The sequence below is a fragment of the Sphingopyxis sp. SCN 67-31 genome (assembly GCF_001725095.1).
Genome location: NZ_MEFH01000072.1, coordinates 26,757 through 42,735 on the forward strand (window position 1 = coordinate 26,757; position 15,979 = coordinate 42,735).

General features: G+C 66.8%; 14 protein-coding genes and 1 pseudogene. 6 read left to right on the top strand and 9 right to left on the bottom strand.

Features of this window, described 5'->3' with window-relative positions; translation table 11 throughout:
• Positions 1-10: 10 nt before the first annotated feature.
• The 3 genes from ABS88_RS15210 to purF form a co-directional block, all read right to left on the bottom strand.
• Positions 11-397 carry a hypothetical protein gene (locus ABS88_RS15210; protein ID WP_067183833.1) on the bottom strand — a complete coding sequence of 129 codons (387 nt, stop codon included), beginning with the start codon at positions 395-397 and terminating at the stop codon, positions 11-13.
• A 65-nt stretch (positions 398-462) separates the two neighbouring features.
• Positions 463-1,197, bottom strand: a complete 735-nt coding sequence (locus tag ABS88_RS15215; protein WP_067109934.1) for an SDR family NAD(P)-dependent oxidoreductase — start codon at positions 1,195-1,197, stop codon at positions 463-465.
• A 4-nt stretch (positions 1,198-1,201) separates the two neighbouring features.
• Positions 1,202-2,659 carry an amidophosphoribosyltransferase gene (gene purF / locus ABS88_RS15220; RefSeq protein ID WP_076075518.1) on the bottom strand — a complete coding sequence of 486 codons (1,458 nt, stop codon included), beginning with the start codon at positions 2,657-2,659 and terminating at the stop codon, positions 1,202-1,204.
• 144 nt (positions 2,660-2,803) lie between these two features.
• Here purF and hisI point away from each other — a divergent pair, with 144 nt between their 5' ends.
• From hisI to ABS88_RS15245, 5 genes are all read left to right on the top strand, one after another.
• Entirely contained in the window at positions 2,804-3,184 is a 381-nt protein-coding gene (gene hisI / locus ABS88_RS15225; RefSeq protein WP_212597144.1) for a phosphoribosyl-AMP cyclohydrolase, read from the top strand.
• Positions 3,171-3,719: a hypothetical protein gene (locus tag ABS88_RS15230; RefSeq protein WP_212597143.1), complete on the top strand. Its 549-nt coding sequence runs from the start codon at positions 3,171-3,173 to the stop codon at positions 3,717-3,719. The genes hisI and ABS88_RS15230 overlap by 14 nt, the downstream gene beginning before the upstream one ends.
• Positions 3,720-3,785: 66 nt before the next feature.
• A complete protein-coding gene (locus ABS88_RS15235) occupies positions 3,786-4,217 on the top strand; it encodes a MerR family transcriptional regulator (protein WP_067109923.1) in 432 nt (143 codons plus the stop codon).
• A 53-nt stretch (positions 4,218-4,270) separates the two neighbouring features.
• Positions 4,271-6,073 carry an acyl-CoA dehydrogenase C-terminal domain-containing protein gene (locus tag ABS88_RS15240; protein WP_212597142.1) on the top strand — a complete coding sequence of 601 codons (1,803 nt, stop codon included), beginning with the start codon at positions 4,271-4,273 and terminating at the stop codon, positions 6,071-6,073.
• Between the two features lie 46 nt (positions 6,074-6,119).
• Complete coding sequence (locus ABS88_RS15245) at positions 6,120-7,607, top strand: phospholipase D-like domain-containing protein (protein WP_286750074.1); 1,488 nt, start codon at positions 6,120-6,122, stop codon at positions 7,605-7,607.
• 322 nt (positions 7,608-7,929) lie between these two features.
• Here ABS88_RS15245 and ABS88_RS15250 read toward each other — a convergent pair whose 3' ends face one another.
• The 6 genes and pseudogenes from ABS88_RS15250 to ABS88_RS15275 all read right to left on the bottom strand — a co-directional run bounded on the left by ABS88_RS15250 (position 7,930) and on the right by ABS88_RS15275 (position 13,687).
• Positions 7,930-8,781 carry an HpcH/HpaI aldolase/citrate lyase family protein gene (locus ABS88_RS15250; RefSeq protein ID WP_212597140.1) on the bottom strand — a complete coding sequence of 284 codons (852 nt, stop codon included), beginning with the start codon at positions 8,779-8,781 and terminating at the stop codon, positions 7,930-7,932.
• Positions 8,781-9,233 carry a MaoC family dehydratase gene (locus ABS88_RS15255; protein WP_286750075.1) on the bottom strand — a complete coding sequence of 151 codons (453 nt, stop codon included), beginning with the start codon at positions 9,231-9,233 and terminating at the stop codon, positions 8,781-8,783. Before ABS88_RS15255 ends, ABS88_RS15250 begins: the two co-directional genes overlap by 1 nt.
• Positions 9,234-9,235: 2 nt before the next feature.
• Positions 9,236-9,694 carry a GNAT family N-acetyltransferase gene (locus tag ABS88_RS15260; RefSeq protein ID WP_286750076.1) on the bottom strand — a complete coding sequence of 153 codons (459 nt, stop codon included), beginning with the start codon at positions 9,692-9,694 and terminating at the stop codon, positions 9,236-9,238.
• Positions 9,691-11,500: pseudogene (locus ABS88_RS15265) on the bottom strand (acetyl/propionyl/methylcrotonyl-CoA carboxylase subunit alpha). Before ABS88_RS15265 ends, ABS88_RS15260 begins: the two are co-directional and overlap by 4 nt.
• Entirely contained in the window at positions 11,497-11,994 is a 498-nt protein-coding gene (locus ABS88_RS15270) for an endonuclease domain-containing protein (RefSeq protein WP_353745094.1), read from the bottom strand. Before ABS88_RS15270 ends, ABS88_RS15265 begins: the two are co-directional and overlap by 4 nt.
• A gap of 94 nt (positions 11,995-12,088) precedes the next feature.
• Complete coding sequence (locus ABS88_RS15275; protein ID WP_286750077.1) at positions 12,089-13,687, bottom strand: carboxyl transferase domain-containing protein; 1,599 nt, start codon at positions 13,685-13,687, stop codon at positions 12,089-12,091.
• 146 nt (positions 13,688-13,833) lie between these two features.
• Between ABS88_RS15275 and ABS88_RS15280 the strand changes: the two genes are divergently transcribed.
• Complete coding sequence (locus ABS88_RS15280) at positions 13,834-15,921, top strand: M13 family metallopeptidase (protein WP_286750078.1); 2,088 nt, start codon at positions 13,834-13,836, stop codon at positions 15,919-15,921.
• The last annotated feature ends 58 nt before the right edge of the window (positions 15,922-15,979 follow it).

A 15,979-nucleotide genomic window follows, 5' to 3' on the forward strand; every position in this document is an offset into this window, starting at 1 on the left:
GGGCCGCGGATCAGGGCGCCGCGACGGCGGTGGCGCGCTGCGCTGCCCATGCGGCGGCGAGCGGGATCAGGATGCCGAGCAGTATGATCCACCAGGCGTCGGCGAGCGTGACCGCGCGATAGACGCCGGCGCCGATCACCGCGCCCGCGACGATCCATCCCGCGCCCGTGCCGCCCGACACGCGCATCGCGACCCAGCCGCCGGCGAAGGTGCCGACGAACCAGCCGACGAGCAGCGCGACGGTCGAACCGACCGGGATCAGCACTTCGCCGGTCTGCGGATCATAGACATCGGGCGACAATTCGCTGCCCGCATATTGGGCGAGCCAGATCAGGCCGAAGGCGATGACGATGCCGGCCACGGCCGCGATCGCCGAACGCAGGATGTTGCTGCTCATTCCCGATGCCTTTGCGAATTGGTCCTGTCGAGCAAGCCTGTTGCCACAGGAAAGCAAAGATCGCGTTAAGCCTCTTCCATCACCTTGGGAAGCGCATGATAGGCGGTGCTGTCGAAGCCCTCGACCATCAACTGCGCGACATATTCGCCGACCGCCGCCGGGTCCTTGATGCTCTGCGGGTCCTCGCCGGGATAGGCGCGGGCGCGCATCTGGGTGCGCGTGCCGCCGGGGTCGAGGATCGCCGTGCGCACGGTCGAGATGTTGCGCATTTCGGCGCCATAGCAGGTCACCAGCGTCTCGAACGCCGCCTTGGACGCCGCATAGGCGCCCCAATAGGCGCGCGGATTCCGCGCGACGCCGGTCGACAGCGCGAGCAGGCGGCCGTTCGCCGACCGCCGCAGCAACGGGTCGAAATTGGCGATCAGTGCCTGCTGTGCGATCAGGTTCAGCGTCAGCAGCCGGTTGAATTCCTTGCCGTCGATCGCGGCGACGGGGGTCAATGTGCCGAGCATCGCGGCGTTCATCACCAGCATGTCGATCTGCTGCCAGCGCTCGGCCATCGCGCTCGCCAGCCGCGCGATGCTGTCGCCGTCGGTCAGGTCGAGCGGCGCGATCGTCGCGCTGCCGCCCGCGGCATGGATGCGATCCTCCAGTTCCTCGAGCCCGCCCGCGGTGCGCGCGGTGATCACGACATGCGCGCCGCGCTGCGCGAGCGAATAGGCGATCGCCTCGCCGATGCCGCGGCTCGCGCCGGTGACGAGCGCGACCTGCCCCGCCAGTTCTTCGGATGTTTTGGTCATTTCGTCAGACAACCCGCTCGGCAAGCAGTGAAAATTGATCTTCCAGGCTGTTCTCGTCGAAGTCGGTCAGCGTGGTCGGATAGTCGCCGGTGAAGCAGGCGTCGCAATATTGCGGGCAGGCATCGGTGCGCCGCGCTTCGCCGAGCGCGCGATACAGGCCGTCGATGGTCAGAAAGGCGAGGCTGTCGGCATTGATGAAATTCGCCATCTGTCCGACCGTCATCTGCGCGGCGAGCAGCTTCGCGCGCTCGGGCGTGTCGACGCCATAGAAGCAGCTGTGCGAGGTCGGCGGGCTCGCGATGCGCATATGAACCTCGGCGGCGCCGGCATCGCGCATCATCTGCACGATCTTGAGGCTGGTGGTGCCGCGCACGATCGAATCGTCGATCAGCACGACCCGCTTGCCGTTGATCAGCGCCCGGTTGGCATTGTGCTTCAGCTTGACGCCGAGGTGACGGACCTTGTCGCTCGGCTGGATGAAGGTGCGCCCGACATAGTGCGATCGGATGATGCCGAGCTCGAAGGGAATGCCCGATTCCTGCGCATAGCCGATCGCGGCGGGCGTGCCCGAATCGGGGACGGGGATGACGAGGTCGGCATCGACCGGATTCTCGCGCGCCAGTTCCGCGCCGATCGCCTTGCGCACCGAATAGACGCTGGTGCCGTCGACGATCGAGTCGGGACGCGAGAAATAGACATATTCGAAGATGCAGGGCCGCGCCGGATGGCTGGCGAAGGGGTGGTGCGAGATGAGTTCGCCGTCGCGTACGATCACCAGTTCGCCCGGTTCGACCGTGCGGACGAATTCGGCGCCGACCACGTCGAGCGCCACCGTTTCCGACGCGAAGATATAGGCGTCGTTCAGCCGGCCGATGACGAGCGGCCGAATGCCGAGTGGATCGCGGCACCCGATCATGCCTTCCGCGGTCAGCACGATCAGCGAATAGGCGCCCTCGACCTGCTTCAGCGCGTCGATGAAGCGGTCGAGCAGGGTGCGATAGCTCGACGTGGCGACGAGGTGGATGATCACCTCCGTGTCGCTGGTCGACTGGAAGATGGCACCGCGCCGCACGAGCTGTTTGCGCAGCGCCATGGCGTTGGAGATATTGCCGTTGTGCGCGATCGCGAAGCCGCCGGTGGCCAGCTCCGCGAACAGCGGCTGGACGTTGCGCAGCGCCGTCTCGCCCGTCGTCGAATAGCGGACATGGCCGATCGCCGCGGCGCCCGAAAGCTGGCGGATGATGTCGTCGCGGTCGAAATTGCCCGCGACATGGCCCATCGCACGGTGGGTATGGAAATCGCGGCCGTCGAAGGCGGTGATGCCGGCGGCTTCCTGTCCGCGATGCTGCAGCGCGTGCAGGCCGAGCGCGGCGACCGCGGCGGCGCTGTCAGCGCCATGGATGCCAAAGACGCCGCACTCCTCGCGGAGCTTGTCGTCGTCGAAAGGGTGGGTCGTCAGCATGTCAATCCGGGGGCAGGGGGCTGGGACTGCCGCGCATATAGGAGCGGCAATGGCAAATGTCGCCCCCTCATTTCGCCTTCCGGTCGCCCGGACGGGCCGCGGTGGGGTGACAGCCCCGCCGATCCTGCTCTAAAGCGCCGTTTCATGGACCCGTCCCGCGATACAACCGACCGTTTCCTGCCGCGCTTCGACGCCGCAGGCCTCCTGACCGCGATCGTCGTCGATGCCGATCGTTCGACCTTGCTGATGGTCGCGCATATGAACGAGGAAGCGATCGCGCGGACGCGCGCGACCGGACAGGCGCATTTCTGGTCGCGGTCGCGGCAGGCGCTCTGGCGCAAGGGCGAAACCTCGGGCAACGGGCTGACCGTCGTCGAGATGCGTGTCGATTGCGATCAGGATGCGCTGCTGCTTCGCGTGCGTCCGGCGGGACCCGCGTGCCACACCGGGCGCCGGTCGTGCTTCTATCGCCGGGTCGAGGCCGACGGCGGCCTGACCTTTCTGGACGACGATGCGCAGGGCTGACGGCCTGCTGTTCGGCGCGCTGGCGTTGCTTGCCGGATGCGGCTCGCCGCCGCCGGGGGACGGGGAGGCCGCGATCGACACGCGAAACCCGCTCGAACGCGCGGCGCGCGAACGCGGTATCGTCCGGGCCGAGGCGAGCGAGCCCACCGGCGTGTTCGAGCGCGCCCACGATCTGGGCCGCGACGCGATGTGCGTGGTGCCCGACGGACCGGGGCGGTGGCGGTTCGCGCTGACCGCCGCCTTCGGTCCGGGCCTTTCCTGCACGACAAAGGGAACGCTCGTGCGCGCAGCGGAAGGCGAGGGGCGGTGGCGCCTGTCGTTCGCCGGGACGCCGGGGTGCGACGTGGCGGTGCGCGAAGAGGACGACGAGCTTGCCCTTCCGGGGCGCCTGCCGCCGCAATGCGCCAACCTCTGCCCCGAGCGCGCTTCGCTCGCCGGCCTCCGCCTGCCGCGCGCGAGTTGGTCGGAAGAGGATGCGAGACGCTTGCAGATCGCCGGAAAAGACGGCAACAGGTTCCGGCCGTGCGATCGCTGACTCGCGGGCTTTCCACCCGACCTGCTGCCCTTGACGTTCACGTCAACGGAAACTAGTCTTGGCCGCATGACCGAAGAATACGGCCACGCCCATATCGACACGCCCGATCATCTGGGGCGTGAGCAATATAGCATTACCGATCTTTCCACCGAATTCGGCGTGACCGCGCGCGCGCTGCGCTTTTACGAGGACGAAGGACTCATCAGTCCGTCGCGCAAGGGGCTGTCGCGCATCTATTCGAAGCGCGACCGCGCGCGGCTGGCGTGGATTTTGCGCGCCAAGCGCACCGGCTTCAGCCTCGCCGACATCCGCGAGATGATCGACCTCTACGACGTCGGCGACGGCCGGAGGCTGCAGCGGCAGGTGACGATCGAGAAATGCCAGGAGCGCATCTCGCTGTTGCGTCGTCAGCGCGACGATATCGACAGCGCGGTCGAGGAGTTGACGCGCTTCATCGATACGGTGAAAAAGGTCGATCAAGGCGAAAAGGCCGACTGAAACCCTCCCCGGGACGGACATTGTTGCCAACCTGACTTTCGGAAAGATGACCCATGCCCGTCTATCGCGCCCCCGTGAAGGATTCGCTGTTCCTGTTGAATGAGGTGCTCGGCATCGAACGCTATGCCGGGCTTCCCGGTTTCGCCAACGCGACCCCCGACATGGTCGAAGCGGTGCTGACCGAGGCCGGACGATTCTGCGAGGAAGTGCTTTTCCCGATCAACTATTCGGGCGATCAGCAGGGTTGTACCCACCACGAGGACGGCAGCGTGACGACGCCCGAAGGGTTCAAGGACGCGTACAAGGCCTATTGCGAGGCGGGCTGGACGCTGCTGACTCAGCCGGAGGCGTTCGGCGGGCAGGGGCTTCCCCACGTCGTCGGCTTTCCGGTCGAGGAATATCGCATGGCGGCGAACCAGGCCTTCGCCATGTATCCGGGGCTGACGCAGGCGGCGGTTGCGGCGATCCTCGTCAAGGGATCGGATGAGCAGAAGGCCGTCTATGTCCCGAAGATGATCTCGGGCGAGTGGGGCGGGACCATGAACTTGACCGAGCCGCATTGCGGTACCGACCTCGGCCTGATCCGCACCCGCGCGGTGCCGAATGGCGACGGCAGCTACGGCATCACCGGGACCAAGATCTTCATCTCGTCGGGCGAGCACGACCTGACCGACAATATCGTCCACCTCGTCCTCGCCAAGACCCCCGACGCGCCCGACAGCGTCAAGGGCATCTCGCTGTTCATCGTGCCCAAGTTCCTCGTCGATGAGGACGGTTCGCTGGGCGAGCGCAACACGCTGTCGTGCGGTTCGATCGAACACAAGATGGGCATCCACGCCAACGCGACCTGCGTGATGAACTACGACGGCGCGAAGGGCTGGATGGTCGGCGAAGAGAACAAGGGGCTCGCCGCGATGTTCGTGATGATGAACGCGGCGCGCCTCGGCGTCGGCATCCAGGGACTGGGACAGGCCGACATCGCGTTCCAGAACGCCGTGCAATATGCGCAGGACCGGCGCCAGGGCCGCGCGCTCACCGGCCCGCAGGACCCGCAGGAAAAGGCCGATCCGCTGTTCGTCCATCCCGACGTGCGCCGCATGCTGATGGACGGCAAGGCGGTGGTCGAGGGCCTGCGCGCGCTCTGCCTGTGGGGCGCCCTGCAGGTTGATCTGTCGCACGCCGCCGAGAGCGAGGAGGAGCGCCAGCAGGCCGACGACCTGATCAGTCTGCTGACCCCGGTGATCAAGGGCTATGGCACCGACAAGGGATTCGACGTCGCGGTCAACGCGCAGCAGGTGTTCGGCGGGCACGGCTACATCGAGGAACAGGGCATGTCCCAATATGTCCGCGATGCCCGCATCACGATGATCTACGAAGGCGCCAACGGGGTGCAGGCGATGGACCTCGTCGGCCGCAAGCTCGCGCAGAACGGCGGGCGCGCCATCCAGGCTTTCTTCGCCATCGTCGACGCCGAATGTGCCGCCGCGAAAGATAAGCCCGCCTTTGCCGATCTCGCCGGGCGCCTAGAGAAGGCGAATGGCGAACTCAAGGCCGCGACGATGTGGTTCATGCAGAACGGCATGGCCAACCCGAACAATGTCGGCGCGGGCGCGCATCACTATATGCACATCATGGGGATCGTCGCGCTGGGGCTGATGTGGCTGCGCATCGCCGAGGCGGCGCAGAAGGCGCTGGACGAAGGCCGCGGCGATGCCGCCTTCCTCGAAGCCAAGCTGGTCACGGCGCGCCATTTCGGCGAACGTTTCATCCCCGACGCAGGCGCGCTGCGCCGCAAGATCGAGGCAGGCAGCGAAGCGATGATGGCGTTGACGCCGGAGCAGTTCGTCGGGGCCTGACGATGCGCGCGCGCAACCATTGCCGCCGTCGTGCGTGGCGATGGCGATGAGCGCGGCTGACCTGACCCCGATCGTCGCCGAGGGGCGCAATTGCTGGCGCGTCGCGCGGGCGCGCAGGGCGCGGATGATCGTCGACGCCGCCGATTATTACGCCTTGCTCGCGCGGCTGATGGCCGATGCGAAGGAGCGCATCCTGCTGATCGGCTGGGATTTCGACCCGCGGATCGCGCTGACCCCCGATGCCGACGGCAGCGGTGAGGCGCTCGGCCATTACATGCTGCGGCTGGCGAAAAACTGCCCCGACCGCGACATCGACATATTGCGCTGGAATTTCGGCGGCCTCAAGCAGCTCGCGATGCCGAGCATCGTCACGATGGTGCTGCGCTGGAAGGTCACGCGATCAATCAGCTTCCGGCTCGACAGCGCGCACCCCGTGGGATGCAGCCATCATCAGAAAGTCGCGGTGTTCGACGATCATCTCGCGGTGTGCGGCGGCATCGATGTCGGCGCACGGCGCTGGGACACGCGCGCGCATGCCGACGCCGACCCGCACCGCACGACACCCGACGGCAAGCCCTATATGCCCTGGCACGATTCGACGATGATCCTCGCCGGCCCCGTCGGCGAGGCGCTGGCCGAACTCGGCAACGAACGCTGGCAGCGCGCGACGAACAAGCCGCTACGCGACCTGAGCGGCGCGGGCGAGCCGTGGCCCGAGGGGCTGGAGCCCGATTTCCGCGACGTCGATGTCGCCATCTCGCGCACCCGCGCCGAATATGACGGCTATCCCGAGATACGCGAGATCGAGCAGCTCTATCTCGACCTCATCGCGGGTGCGAAGCGCTTCATCTATTTCGAGAATCAATATTTCACCTGCGGCAAGATCGCCGCCGCAATCGCCGAACGGTTGAACGAGGACGACCCGCCCGAATTCGTGCTGGTGATGCCGAAACAGGCCGACGGCTGGCTCGAACAGATGGCGATGGACGCCGCGCGCGCGAAGCTGGTGCGCGAGATCGCCAAGGCGAAGCACGGCGACCGGCTGCGCATCTATGTTCCGCATACCGTGGGCGGCGATCCCATCTATGTCCATGCCAAGACCGCGATCGTCGACGACCGGCTGATCCGTGTCGGATCGGCCAACCTCAACAATCGCTCGATGGGGCTCGACAGCGAATGCGACGTGACGATCGACGCCGCGCTACCCGCCAATCGCGACGTCGGGCCGACGATCCGGCGCCTGCGCGAATCGCTGATCGCCGAGCATCTGGGCGTCGAACGCGACGACGTCGCGCGCGCCTTCGACCGCACCGGATCGTTGATCGAGACCGTCGAGGCGCTGCGCGGCGACGGCCGCTCGCTCGAATGGCTCGACCTGATCGCGCCCGGCCCGCTCGACGAATATATCGCCGAGAACGAATTGCTCGACCCGACGAGCCCCGACGCCATGTTCGAAAGCCTGACCGAGCGCGGCCTCCGCAAAAGCTGGCACCGCGGCAAGGCGTGGATGAAGCGCCACCGGCCGTTCAAATAGACGATCGTCATTGCGAGACGAAGCAAACTCCCCTCGGTCGGCACGCTTCCGGCTTTCCGTCACCCTGAACTTGTTTGGCGTACATATCCTTCAGATAGAGGTGCTCCCTCCGCGTAAGGGCTTGTTCCCCGGCGAAAGCCGGGGCCCACGCGGGGCAGCGCCATGCCATCTAGGCCCCGGCTTTCGCCGGGGAACGGCACCTGTCCAAAAGGGGCGCCGGGCGAGAACGCGGGCCATGGATGCCGAAACAAGTTCAGCAGGACGAAGCTTAGGATAGCCGCGGTTCCTGCCCCCTCGCTTCGCGATGAAGGAAAGCCGTGGGTCAGTCGGCCAGCGACAGGATATGCCGCGCCTGTTTCAGGTGCGGCGCGTCGACCATCTTGCCGTCCAGTTGCAGCACGCCCGCGCCGGGATTGGCCGCGAAGGCATCGACGATCGCCTGCGCGCGCGCGACTTCGTCGGCGGAAGGGGTGAAGGCGGCGTTGATCGGCGCCACCTGCGCCGGGTGGATCGCCATCATGCCGGTGAAACCGTCGCGGCGCGCCCGCGCCGCATAGGCCGCCAGCCCGTCCCCGTCGTCGATCGCGGGAAACACCGTATCGATCGCCGCGACCCCGGCGCCGTGCGCCGCGAACAGGGTCAGCACGCGCGCGACGCGATAGGGGTCGGTATAGTCGCCGTCGGCTTCGCGGCTGGTCGCCGCGCCGATCGCGGCGGGCAGGTCCTCGGCGCCCCAGGTCAGGCCGATCAGCCGTGCGCCGACCTCGCGATAGCTGCCGAGCGTGAAGATGGCGGCAGGCGTTTCGGTCGCGATCGGCAGGATCGGCGGCAGCGAGGTGCCGGCCGGACTTTCGCTGCGCAGGATCGTGTCGAGCTGCGCGATCGCCGGTGCGCCTTCCGCCTTGGGCAGCATGATCGCATCGGGCCGCGCCGCCGCGATCGCGGCGACGTCGGCGGCGGTCATGTGCCCGTCGAGCGGATTGACGCGGACGAGCGTGATGACCTCGCGCTCTCCCGCCAGATAATCGGCCACCGCGGCGCGCGCGGCCTCCTTGTTCGCGGGCGACACCGAATCCTCGAGGTCGAGGATGATCGCGTCGGCCCCCGACGCCGCCGCCTTGGCGAAGCGTTCGGGCCTGTCACCGGGAACGAAGAGGAGCGAACGAAGACGCATCAGGGGCCTTTCCTTTTGATCAGCGCCGACCGTTCGCACTGGCAGACGATCTCGTCGCGCTGGTTGAGGCAGCGGTGGAGGAAGGTGACGATACCCGCATTCGGCCGCGATTGGGACTCCCGCAGGCCGATCACCTCGCTCGTCGCGCGCAGCGTGTCGCCGAGGAACACCGGATTCGGCATCACCAGCTTATCGTAGCCGAGGTTGGCGACCAGCGTGCCGAGCGTCGTGTCGCCGACCGACAGGCCGACCATCAGGCTGAAGGTGAAGGTGCCGTTGACAAGGATTTGCCCGAATTCCGACGCCTTCGCCGCCTCGATGTCGAGATGCAGCGGCTGCGGATTGTGCGTCATCGTCGTGAACAGCAGATTGTCGGTTTCGGTCACCGTGCGGCGGATATCGTGCGACAGCGTGTCGCCGATGCTCCATTCGTCGAAAAAGCGTCCTGCCATTGTCAGTCCCTCAAGTGCAATTTCATGCCGACGTGGCTCTGCACGAAGCCAAGGCGGGCGTAGAAGCGGTGCGCGGCGGTGCGTGTAGCAGACGAAGTGAGCTGGACGAGCTTGCAATCGCGCATGCGGCACTGGTCCACCGCCCACAATATCATCTGCTCGCCCAGCCTTTGCCCGCGCAGGTCGGCGACGATGCGCACCGCCTCGATCAGTCCGCGCCAGCTTCCGATGAAGGAAAGCCCCGGCAGGAAGCTCAGTTGCATCGTTCCGACGACGCGGTCGTCCAGTTCGGCCGTGATCAGCCGCTGGTTCGGGTCGGCCTCGATCGCCTCGAACGCGGCCAGATAGCGCGGGTCCGTCGGGTCGGCTTCGCGGTTCGCCGGGATAGTTTCCTCTGCAAGCATCGCCAGGATCGCCGGCAGATCCGCCGTCGTCGCATCGCGCAGCACCAGATCGCTCATCCGGCCGCCTCGATCCGCGCGAGCAGCGCCTCGACCTGCACCTGCGCGCCCGGCGTGGCGTTGAGTTCGGCGACCACGCCATCGAAAGGCGCGATCAGGCTGTGTTCCATCTTCATGGCCTCCAGCGTCAGCAGCTTCTGTCCCTTCGTCACCGGCTCGCCGGCGGCGACGGCGACCGCGATGATCTTGCCGGGCATCGGCGACAGGATCGCGCCATCGCTTGCCGCGCCGCCCGCGCCCCCCTCGACGCGCCACGGGGTGAGTTGCCATACGGCGCCCGCTTCGGCGACGAGCATCGCGGGCGCGGGTTCGTCGGTGCCGGGTCCGTGGAGCGCCACGTCGACCCGCTTTCCGTCGAGCAGGAAGGGCGCACTACGCACGTCGGGGGCGTTGAGGCGGAAGCCTGCCTGCAACGAACGCGGCACCATCGCCATCGCGGCATTGGTCAACGCCGCGGCGGAGGGCTCCGGCGCGGCCGCCATCGCTTCGCCGTCGCGGCCGATCAGCCCGGTGTCGACCGCCCCCGCGACGAAATCGGGATGATCGAGCGCGCGGATCAGGAAGGCCGCGTTGGTCCTGACCGGCCAGACCGCGCTGTCCTCCAGCATCTCCGACAGCGTCTCGCGCGCCGCTTCGCGGCCCTCGCCGTGCGCGATCAGCTTGGCGATCATCGGGTCGTAGAAGGGCGAAACCTCCGCGCCTTCATAGACGCCGGTATCGACCCGGCCGATATGGTCGGGCAGTTGAAACAGTTCGAGCGGGCCGGTCGAAGGAAGGAAGCCCTTTGCCGGGTCCTCGGCGTAGAGGCGCGCCTCCATCGCCCAGCCCTCGATCGTGAGATCGTCTTGCGTCAGCGGCAGTGGCTCGCCGCTCGCGACGCGAAGCTGCCATTCGACGAGGTCGACGCCGGTGATTTCCTCGGTCACCGGATGCTCGACCTGCAAGCGCGTGTTCATTTCCATGAACCAGATGCGGTCGGCGCGCAGGCCTTCCGACGCATCGGCGATAAACTCGATCGTCCCCGCGCCGACATAATCGACAGCCTTGGCCGCGCGCACGGCGGCGGCGCAAAGCTGCTGCCGGGTTGCGTCGTCCATGCCGGGGGCAGGGGCTTCCTCGATCACCTTCTGGTGGCGGCGCTGGAGCGAGCAGTCGCGCTCGAACAGGTGGACGATATTGCCGTGCGCGTCGCCAAACACCTGCACCTCGGATCAGCACATGGGCGTTGCCGAACGACGCCGCCGCTTCGCGCTGGCACGAGGCAAGCGCGTCGGCGAAGTCCGCCGCGCTGTCCACCTTGCGCATTCCCTTGCCGCCACCGCCCGCGACCGCCTTGATGAGGACGGGATAGCCGATCTCGGCCGCCTGTTCGGCGAGGAAAGCGGGGTCCTGGTTCGCGCCCATATAGCCCGGCGTCACCGGCACCCCGGCTTCGGCCATCAGTGCCTTGGCGGCGTCCTTGAGGCCCATCGCGGTGATCGACGACGGCTTCGGCCCGACCCACACGAGCCCGGCATCCATCACCGCCTGCGCGAATTCGGCATTCTCGGACAGGAACCCGTATCCCGGATGGATCGCCTCGGCCCCGGTCGCCTTGGCGGCGGCGATGATCTTCGCGCCGACCAGATAGGATTCGCGCGCCGGCGACGGCCCGATATGCACGGCTTCGTCAGCCTCGCGCACATGCAGCGCCCTGGCATCGGCATCCGAATAGACCGCAACGGTCCGTATGCCCATCTCGCGCGCGGTGCGGATGATACGGCAGGCGATCTCGCCGCGATTGGCGATGAGGAGAGATTGGATCACGGCCGTTCCTCCCCGGTAAGGGGAGGGGGACCATCCGCAGGATGGTGGAGGGGCCGCTGGCTCTCGGCCAGGACCGCGATGGATTGCGCCACTTCCTTTGCATCCTTCAAAATATCACCCGCCATGATCCGCACGATTCTCCATCCTTTTTCGCCCAAAATCCGATCCCGCCGCTGATCGCGTTCAGGCCGATCCCCCATATCATGCGCGATCCCGTCGATTCCGATCAGCAAGCGAACCTCCACGCAAGCAAAGTCGGCGACATAATCCAGCACCGGAAACTGGCGCCGGAACTTCAGCCCGGCCTTCTTGCCGCGCAACTCTCGCCACAGCAGGAGTTCCGGGAGCGTCATCTCGTGCCGAAGCTCGCGAGCGCGCTTCACCGTCCCGTCGGGCGCACCCAGCGTCCGATGCCGCACCCGCCCCGAATCCTCCCCGGAACGGGGAGGGGGACCATCCGAAGGATGGTGGAGGGGCCGGGCGCTACCGGTCATGCCCGCGCGCCAGACGGCGAGGCTCCGACCCCTCCGTCACCGCTGCGCGATGCCACCTCCCCGTTCCGGGGAGGATCATGTGGCGCCGCCATCATCACATCCTGAACACGCCGAACCCGCGGTCCTCGACCGGGGCGTTCAGCGTCGCCGCAAAAGCCAGTCCCAGCACGTCGCGCGTCTGGGCGGGGTCGATGATGCCGTCGTCCCACAATCGCGCGGTCGCATAATAGGGATTCCCCTCGTCCTCGTAGGTCTGGCGGATCGGCGCCTTGAAGGCTTCGGCTTCTTCCGGCGTCCATGTGTCGGCGTCGCGGTGGACGGTCGCCAGCACGCTCGCCGCCTGCTCGCCGCCCATCACGCTGATCCGCGCATTGGGCCAGGTGAACAGGAAGCGGGGCGAATAGGCGCGCCCGCACATGCCGTAATTGCCCGCGCCGAAGCTGCCGCCGATCAGCACGGTGATCTTGGGCACCGTCGCGGTCGCGACCGCCGTCACCAGCTTCGCGCCATGCTTGGCGATCCCCTCGGCCTCATATTTGCCGCCGACCATGAAGCCGCTGATGTTCTGGAGGAAGAGCAGGGGGATGCGGCGCTGCTGCGCCAGTTCGATGAAATGCGCGCCCTTCACCGCGCTCTCGCTGAACAGCACGCCGTTGTTGGCGAGGATCGCGACCGGAATGCCCCAGATATGCGCGAAGCCGCAGACGAGCGTCGTGCCATAGGTGGCCTTGAATTCGTGGAACTCGCTGCCGTCGACGATGCGCGCGATCACCTCGTGCACGTCATAGGGCGCGCGCACGTCCTGCGGGATGATGCCGTACAGGTCCTCGGCGTCGTATTTTGGCGGGCGCGGGTCCTTCATCGCCACTTCGAAGCCTTGCTCGACGCCGAAGGTCGAGACGATATCGCGCACGATCGTCAGCGCATGTTCGTCATTTTCGGCGAGATGGTCGACGACGCCCGATTTGCGCGCGTGCAGGTCGCCGCCGCCCAGTTCCTCGGCGCTGATCTCCTCGCCCGTCGCGGCCTTTACCAGCGGCGGGCCGGCGAGGAAGATCGTGCCCTGGTCCCGGACGATCACCGTCTCGTCGCTCATCGCGGGGACATAGGCGCCGCCCGCGGTGCAGCTTCCCATCACGCAGGCGACCTGCGGGATGCGCTTCGCCGACATCGTCGCCTGGTTGAAGAAGATGCGGCCGAAATGGTCGCGGTCGGGAAACACCTCGGCCTGATGCGGCAGGTTCGCGCCGCCGCTGTCGACGAGGTAGATGCACGGCAGGCGGTTCGCTTCGGCGATCTCCTGCGCGCGCAGATGCTTCTTCACCGTCATCGGGTAGTATGTGCCGCCCTTCACCGTCGCGTCGTTGCAGACGATCATCGCCTGCCGTCCCGCGACGCGGCCGATCCCAGTGATCATCCCGGCGCCCGCGATATCGCCGCCATACATGTCGCATGCGGCGAGCTGGCCGATCTCGAGAAAGGGCGATCCCGGATCGAGCAGCCGCTCGACGCGTTCGCGCGGCAGCAGCTTGCCGCGGCTCGTGTGGCGCTCGCGCGCCTTCTCGCTCCCGCCCCGTGCCGCCGCGGCGACGCGCGCCCGAAGCGCGTCGCGCAAGGCGCGGTTGTGCGCGGCATTGGCGCGGAATGCGTCGCCGTCCGCATCGACCATCGTTCCCAGAACCGGTGCGCTCACCTTCGTCTCTCTCCTTTGCAGGCGTGTCGGCCTATCCCGCCGTTCGTCGGTTGGGAAGGACCGCAGGCCGAATTTGGTTGGCATTGAAACCGGATGGCCGCAGGCTTATGCCTCTCGACCGACCCCCAACAAGCAAGGCCGCTTCCATGAGAAAAACCGTCTTCGTCCTTCTCCTGTCCACCGCCGCGATCGTCGCGGGGCCCGTCGCCTGCTCGAAGGGCGGCGACAAGCAGGAGGCGAGCTATACCGTCGGCACCGAGCTGGGCATCAGCAAGGCGGCGATGGACACGAGCGTCAAGCCCGGCGACGATTTCTATGCCTATGCGAACGGCAACTGGCAGAAGACCACCGAGATTCCCGCCGACCGCTCGTCGACCGGCGCCTTCTATACGGCTTTCCTCGAAACCGAGAAGCGCACGCGCGAACTGGTCGACGCGATCGTCAAGCGGGGCGGGGATGCGGACAGCGACGCCGGCCGCATCGCCGCTTTCTACAAGGCCTATGTCAGCACCGACGCGATCGACGCTGCGGGGATGAAGCCGGTCGAGGCCGACCTCGCGCGCTTCGCGGCGATCGGCGACAAGGCGGCGCTGGCGAAGGTGCTGGGCGAACAGACGCGCGCCGACGTCGATCCGCTCAACGCGACCGACTTCAACACCGAAAACCTGTTCGGCATCTTCGTGACGCAGGGTCTCGCGACCCCCGGCGACGTCATTCCCTATATATTGCAGGGCGGGCTCGGGCTGCCCGAGCGCGAATATTATCTGTCGGCCGATCCGAAGATGGCGGCGCTGCGTACGCAATATCAGGCCTATATCGCCAAGCTGCTGACCGCGGCGGGGCAGCCGGACGCCGCGGCGAAGGCGAAGCGCGTCTATGACCTGGAGATCAAGATCGCGCGCGCCCATGCGACGCGCGAGGCCAGCGAGGATTTCACCAAATCCGCCGACGTGTGGACGCGGGCCGACTTCGCGAAGAAGGCGCCGGGCATCGACTGGGACGCTTATTTCGCGGCGGCGGGTCTCGACAAGGCGGCGAAGTTCGGCGCCTATCATGCGAAGGCGATCACCGGCCTGTCGGCGCTCGTGGCGTCGGAGCCGCTCGATGCGTGGAAGGACTGGCTGGCGTTCCACCAGATCAACAGCCACGCCGAGGTGCTGACGAGCGCGATCGACACGGCGCATTTCGCTTTCTACGGGACGGCGCTTTTTGGCACACCGCAGCAGCGCAGCCGCGACAAGCGCGCGCTCGACGCGCTGAACACATATCTCGGCGACGCGGTCGGCCGCGTCTATGCCGAGAAATATTTCCCGGCGTCGGCGAAGGCCGAGGTCGGCGACATGGTGAAGGGGATCAAGGCGGCGTTCGCGAAGCGCGTCGGCGCGATCGACTGGATGGCCCCCGAAACCAAGAAGGAAGCGATCAAGAAGGTCGAGACGATCGTCGTCGGCGTCGGCTACCCGGAGACGTGGCGCGATTACGGCAGCTACACGATAAGCGCCGACAACGCCTATGCGAACGAAATCGCGGGCGAAAAGGCCGAATATGTCCACCAGCTCGCCAAGATCGGCAAGCCGATGGACAAGGCCGAATGGTGGATGACGCCGCAGACGGTCAACGCGGTCAACCTGCCGGTGCAGAATGCGCTGAACTTCCCCGCCGCGATCCTCCAGCCGCCCTTCTTCAACGCGGCTGCCGATCCCGCCTATAATTACGGGGCGATCGGTGCCGTGATCGGGCACGAGATCAGCCACAGTTTCGACAACAACGGCGCGGCGTTCGATTCGACCGGCGCGCTGCGCAATTGGTGGACGGCCGCCGACCTTAGGAAGTTCGAGGAAGCGGGCGCGGCGCTCGCGGCGCAGTTCGACACCTACAAGCCGTTTCCCGACCTTGCGGTGAACGGCAAGCTGACGCTGGGGGAGAATATCGCCGACGTCGCGGGGCTCCAGGCCGCCTATGACGCCTATCATGCGTCGCTGAACGGCAAGGACGCGCCGGTGATCGACGGCTTCACCGGTGACCAGCGCTTTTTCATCGCCTATGCGCAGACCTGGGCGACCAAGATGCGCGACGAGGCGCTGCGCCAGCGCGTCGCCACCGACGGCCACGCGCCGGGCATGTATCGCGCGCTGACCGTCCGCAACCTCGACGCGTGGTACAAGGCGTTCGACGTCAAGGAAGGCGATGCCCTCTACCTCGCGCCCGACAAGCGCGTGCGCGTGTGGGGGTGATTCAGCCCCGTCATTGCGAGGAGCGAAGCGACGCGGCAATCCAGAGCGGGGTGCGTTA

What these genes read in the sequence shown, in the direction of transcription:
- ABS88_RS15210 (WP_067183833.1), bottom strand. Translation starts at nt 397, where the DNA reads ATGAGCAGCAACATCCTGCGTTCGGCGATCGCGGCCGTGGCCGGCATC.
- ABS88_RS15215 (WP_067109934.1), bottom strand. Translation starts at nt 1,197, where the DNA reads ATGACCAAAACATCCGAAGAACTGGCGGGGCAGGTCGCGCTCGTCACC.
- purF (WP_076075518.1), bottom strand. Translation starts at nt 2,659, where the DNA reads ATGCTGACGACCCACCCTTTCGACGACGACAAGCTCCGCGAGGAGTGC.
- hisI (WP_212597144.1), top strand. Translation starts at nt 2,804, where the DNA reads ATGGACCCGTCCCGCGATACAACCGACCGTTTCCTGCCGCGCTTCGAC.
- ABS88_RS15230 (WP_212597143.1), top strand. Translation starts at nt 3,171, where the DNA reads ATGCGCAGGGCTGACGGCCTGCTGTTCGGCGCGCTGGCGTTGCTTGCC.
- ABS88_RS15235 (WP_067109923.1), top strand. Translation starts at nt 3,786, where the DNA reads ATGACCGAAGAATACGGCCACGCCCATATCGACACGCCCGATCATCTG.
- ABS88_RS15240 (WP_212597142.1), top strand. Translation starts at nt 4,271, where the DNA reads ATGCCCGTCTATCGCGCCCCCGTGAAGGATTCGCTGTTCCTGTTGAAT.
- ABS88_RS15245 (WP_286750074.1), top strand. Translation starts at nt 6,120, where the DNA reads ATGAGCGCGGCTGACCTGACCCCGATCGTCGCCGAGGGGCGCAATTGC.
- ABS88_RS15250 (WP_212597140.1), bottom strand. Translation starts at nt 8,781, where the DNA reads ATGCGTCTTCGTTCGCTCCTCTTCGTTCCCGGTGACAGGCCCGAACGC.
- ABS88_RS15255 (WP_286750075.1), bottom strand. Translation starts at nt 9,233, where the DNA reads ATGGCAGGACGCTTTTTCGACGAATGGAGCATCGGCGACACGCTGTCG.
- ABS88_RS15260 (WP_286750076.1), bottom strand. Translation starts at nt 9,694, where the DNA reads ATGAGCGATCTGGTGCTGCGCGATGCGACGACGGCGGATCTGCCGGCG.
- ABS88_RS15270 (WP_353745094.1), bottom strand. Translation starts at nt 11,994, where the DNA reads ATGACCGGTAGCGCCCGGCCCCTCCACCATCCTTCGGATGGTCCCCCT.
- ABS88_RS15280 (WP_286750078.1), top strand. Translation starts at nt 13,834, where the DNA reads ATGAGAAAAACCGTCTTCGTCCTTCTCCTGTCCACCGCCGCGATCGTC.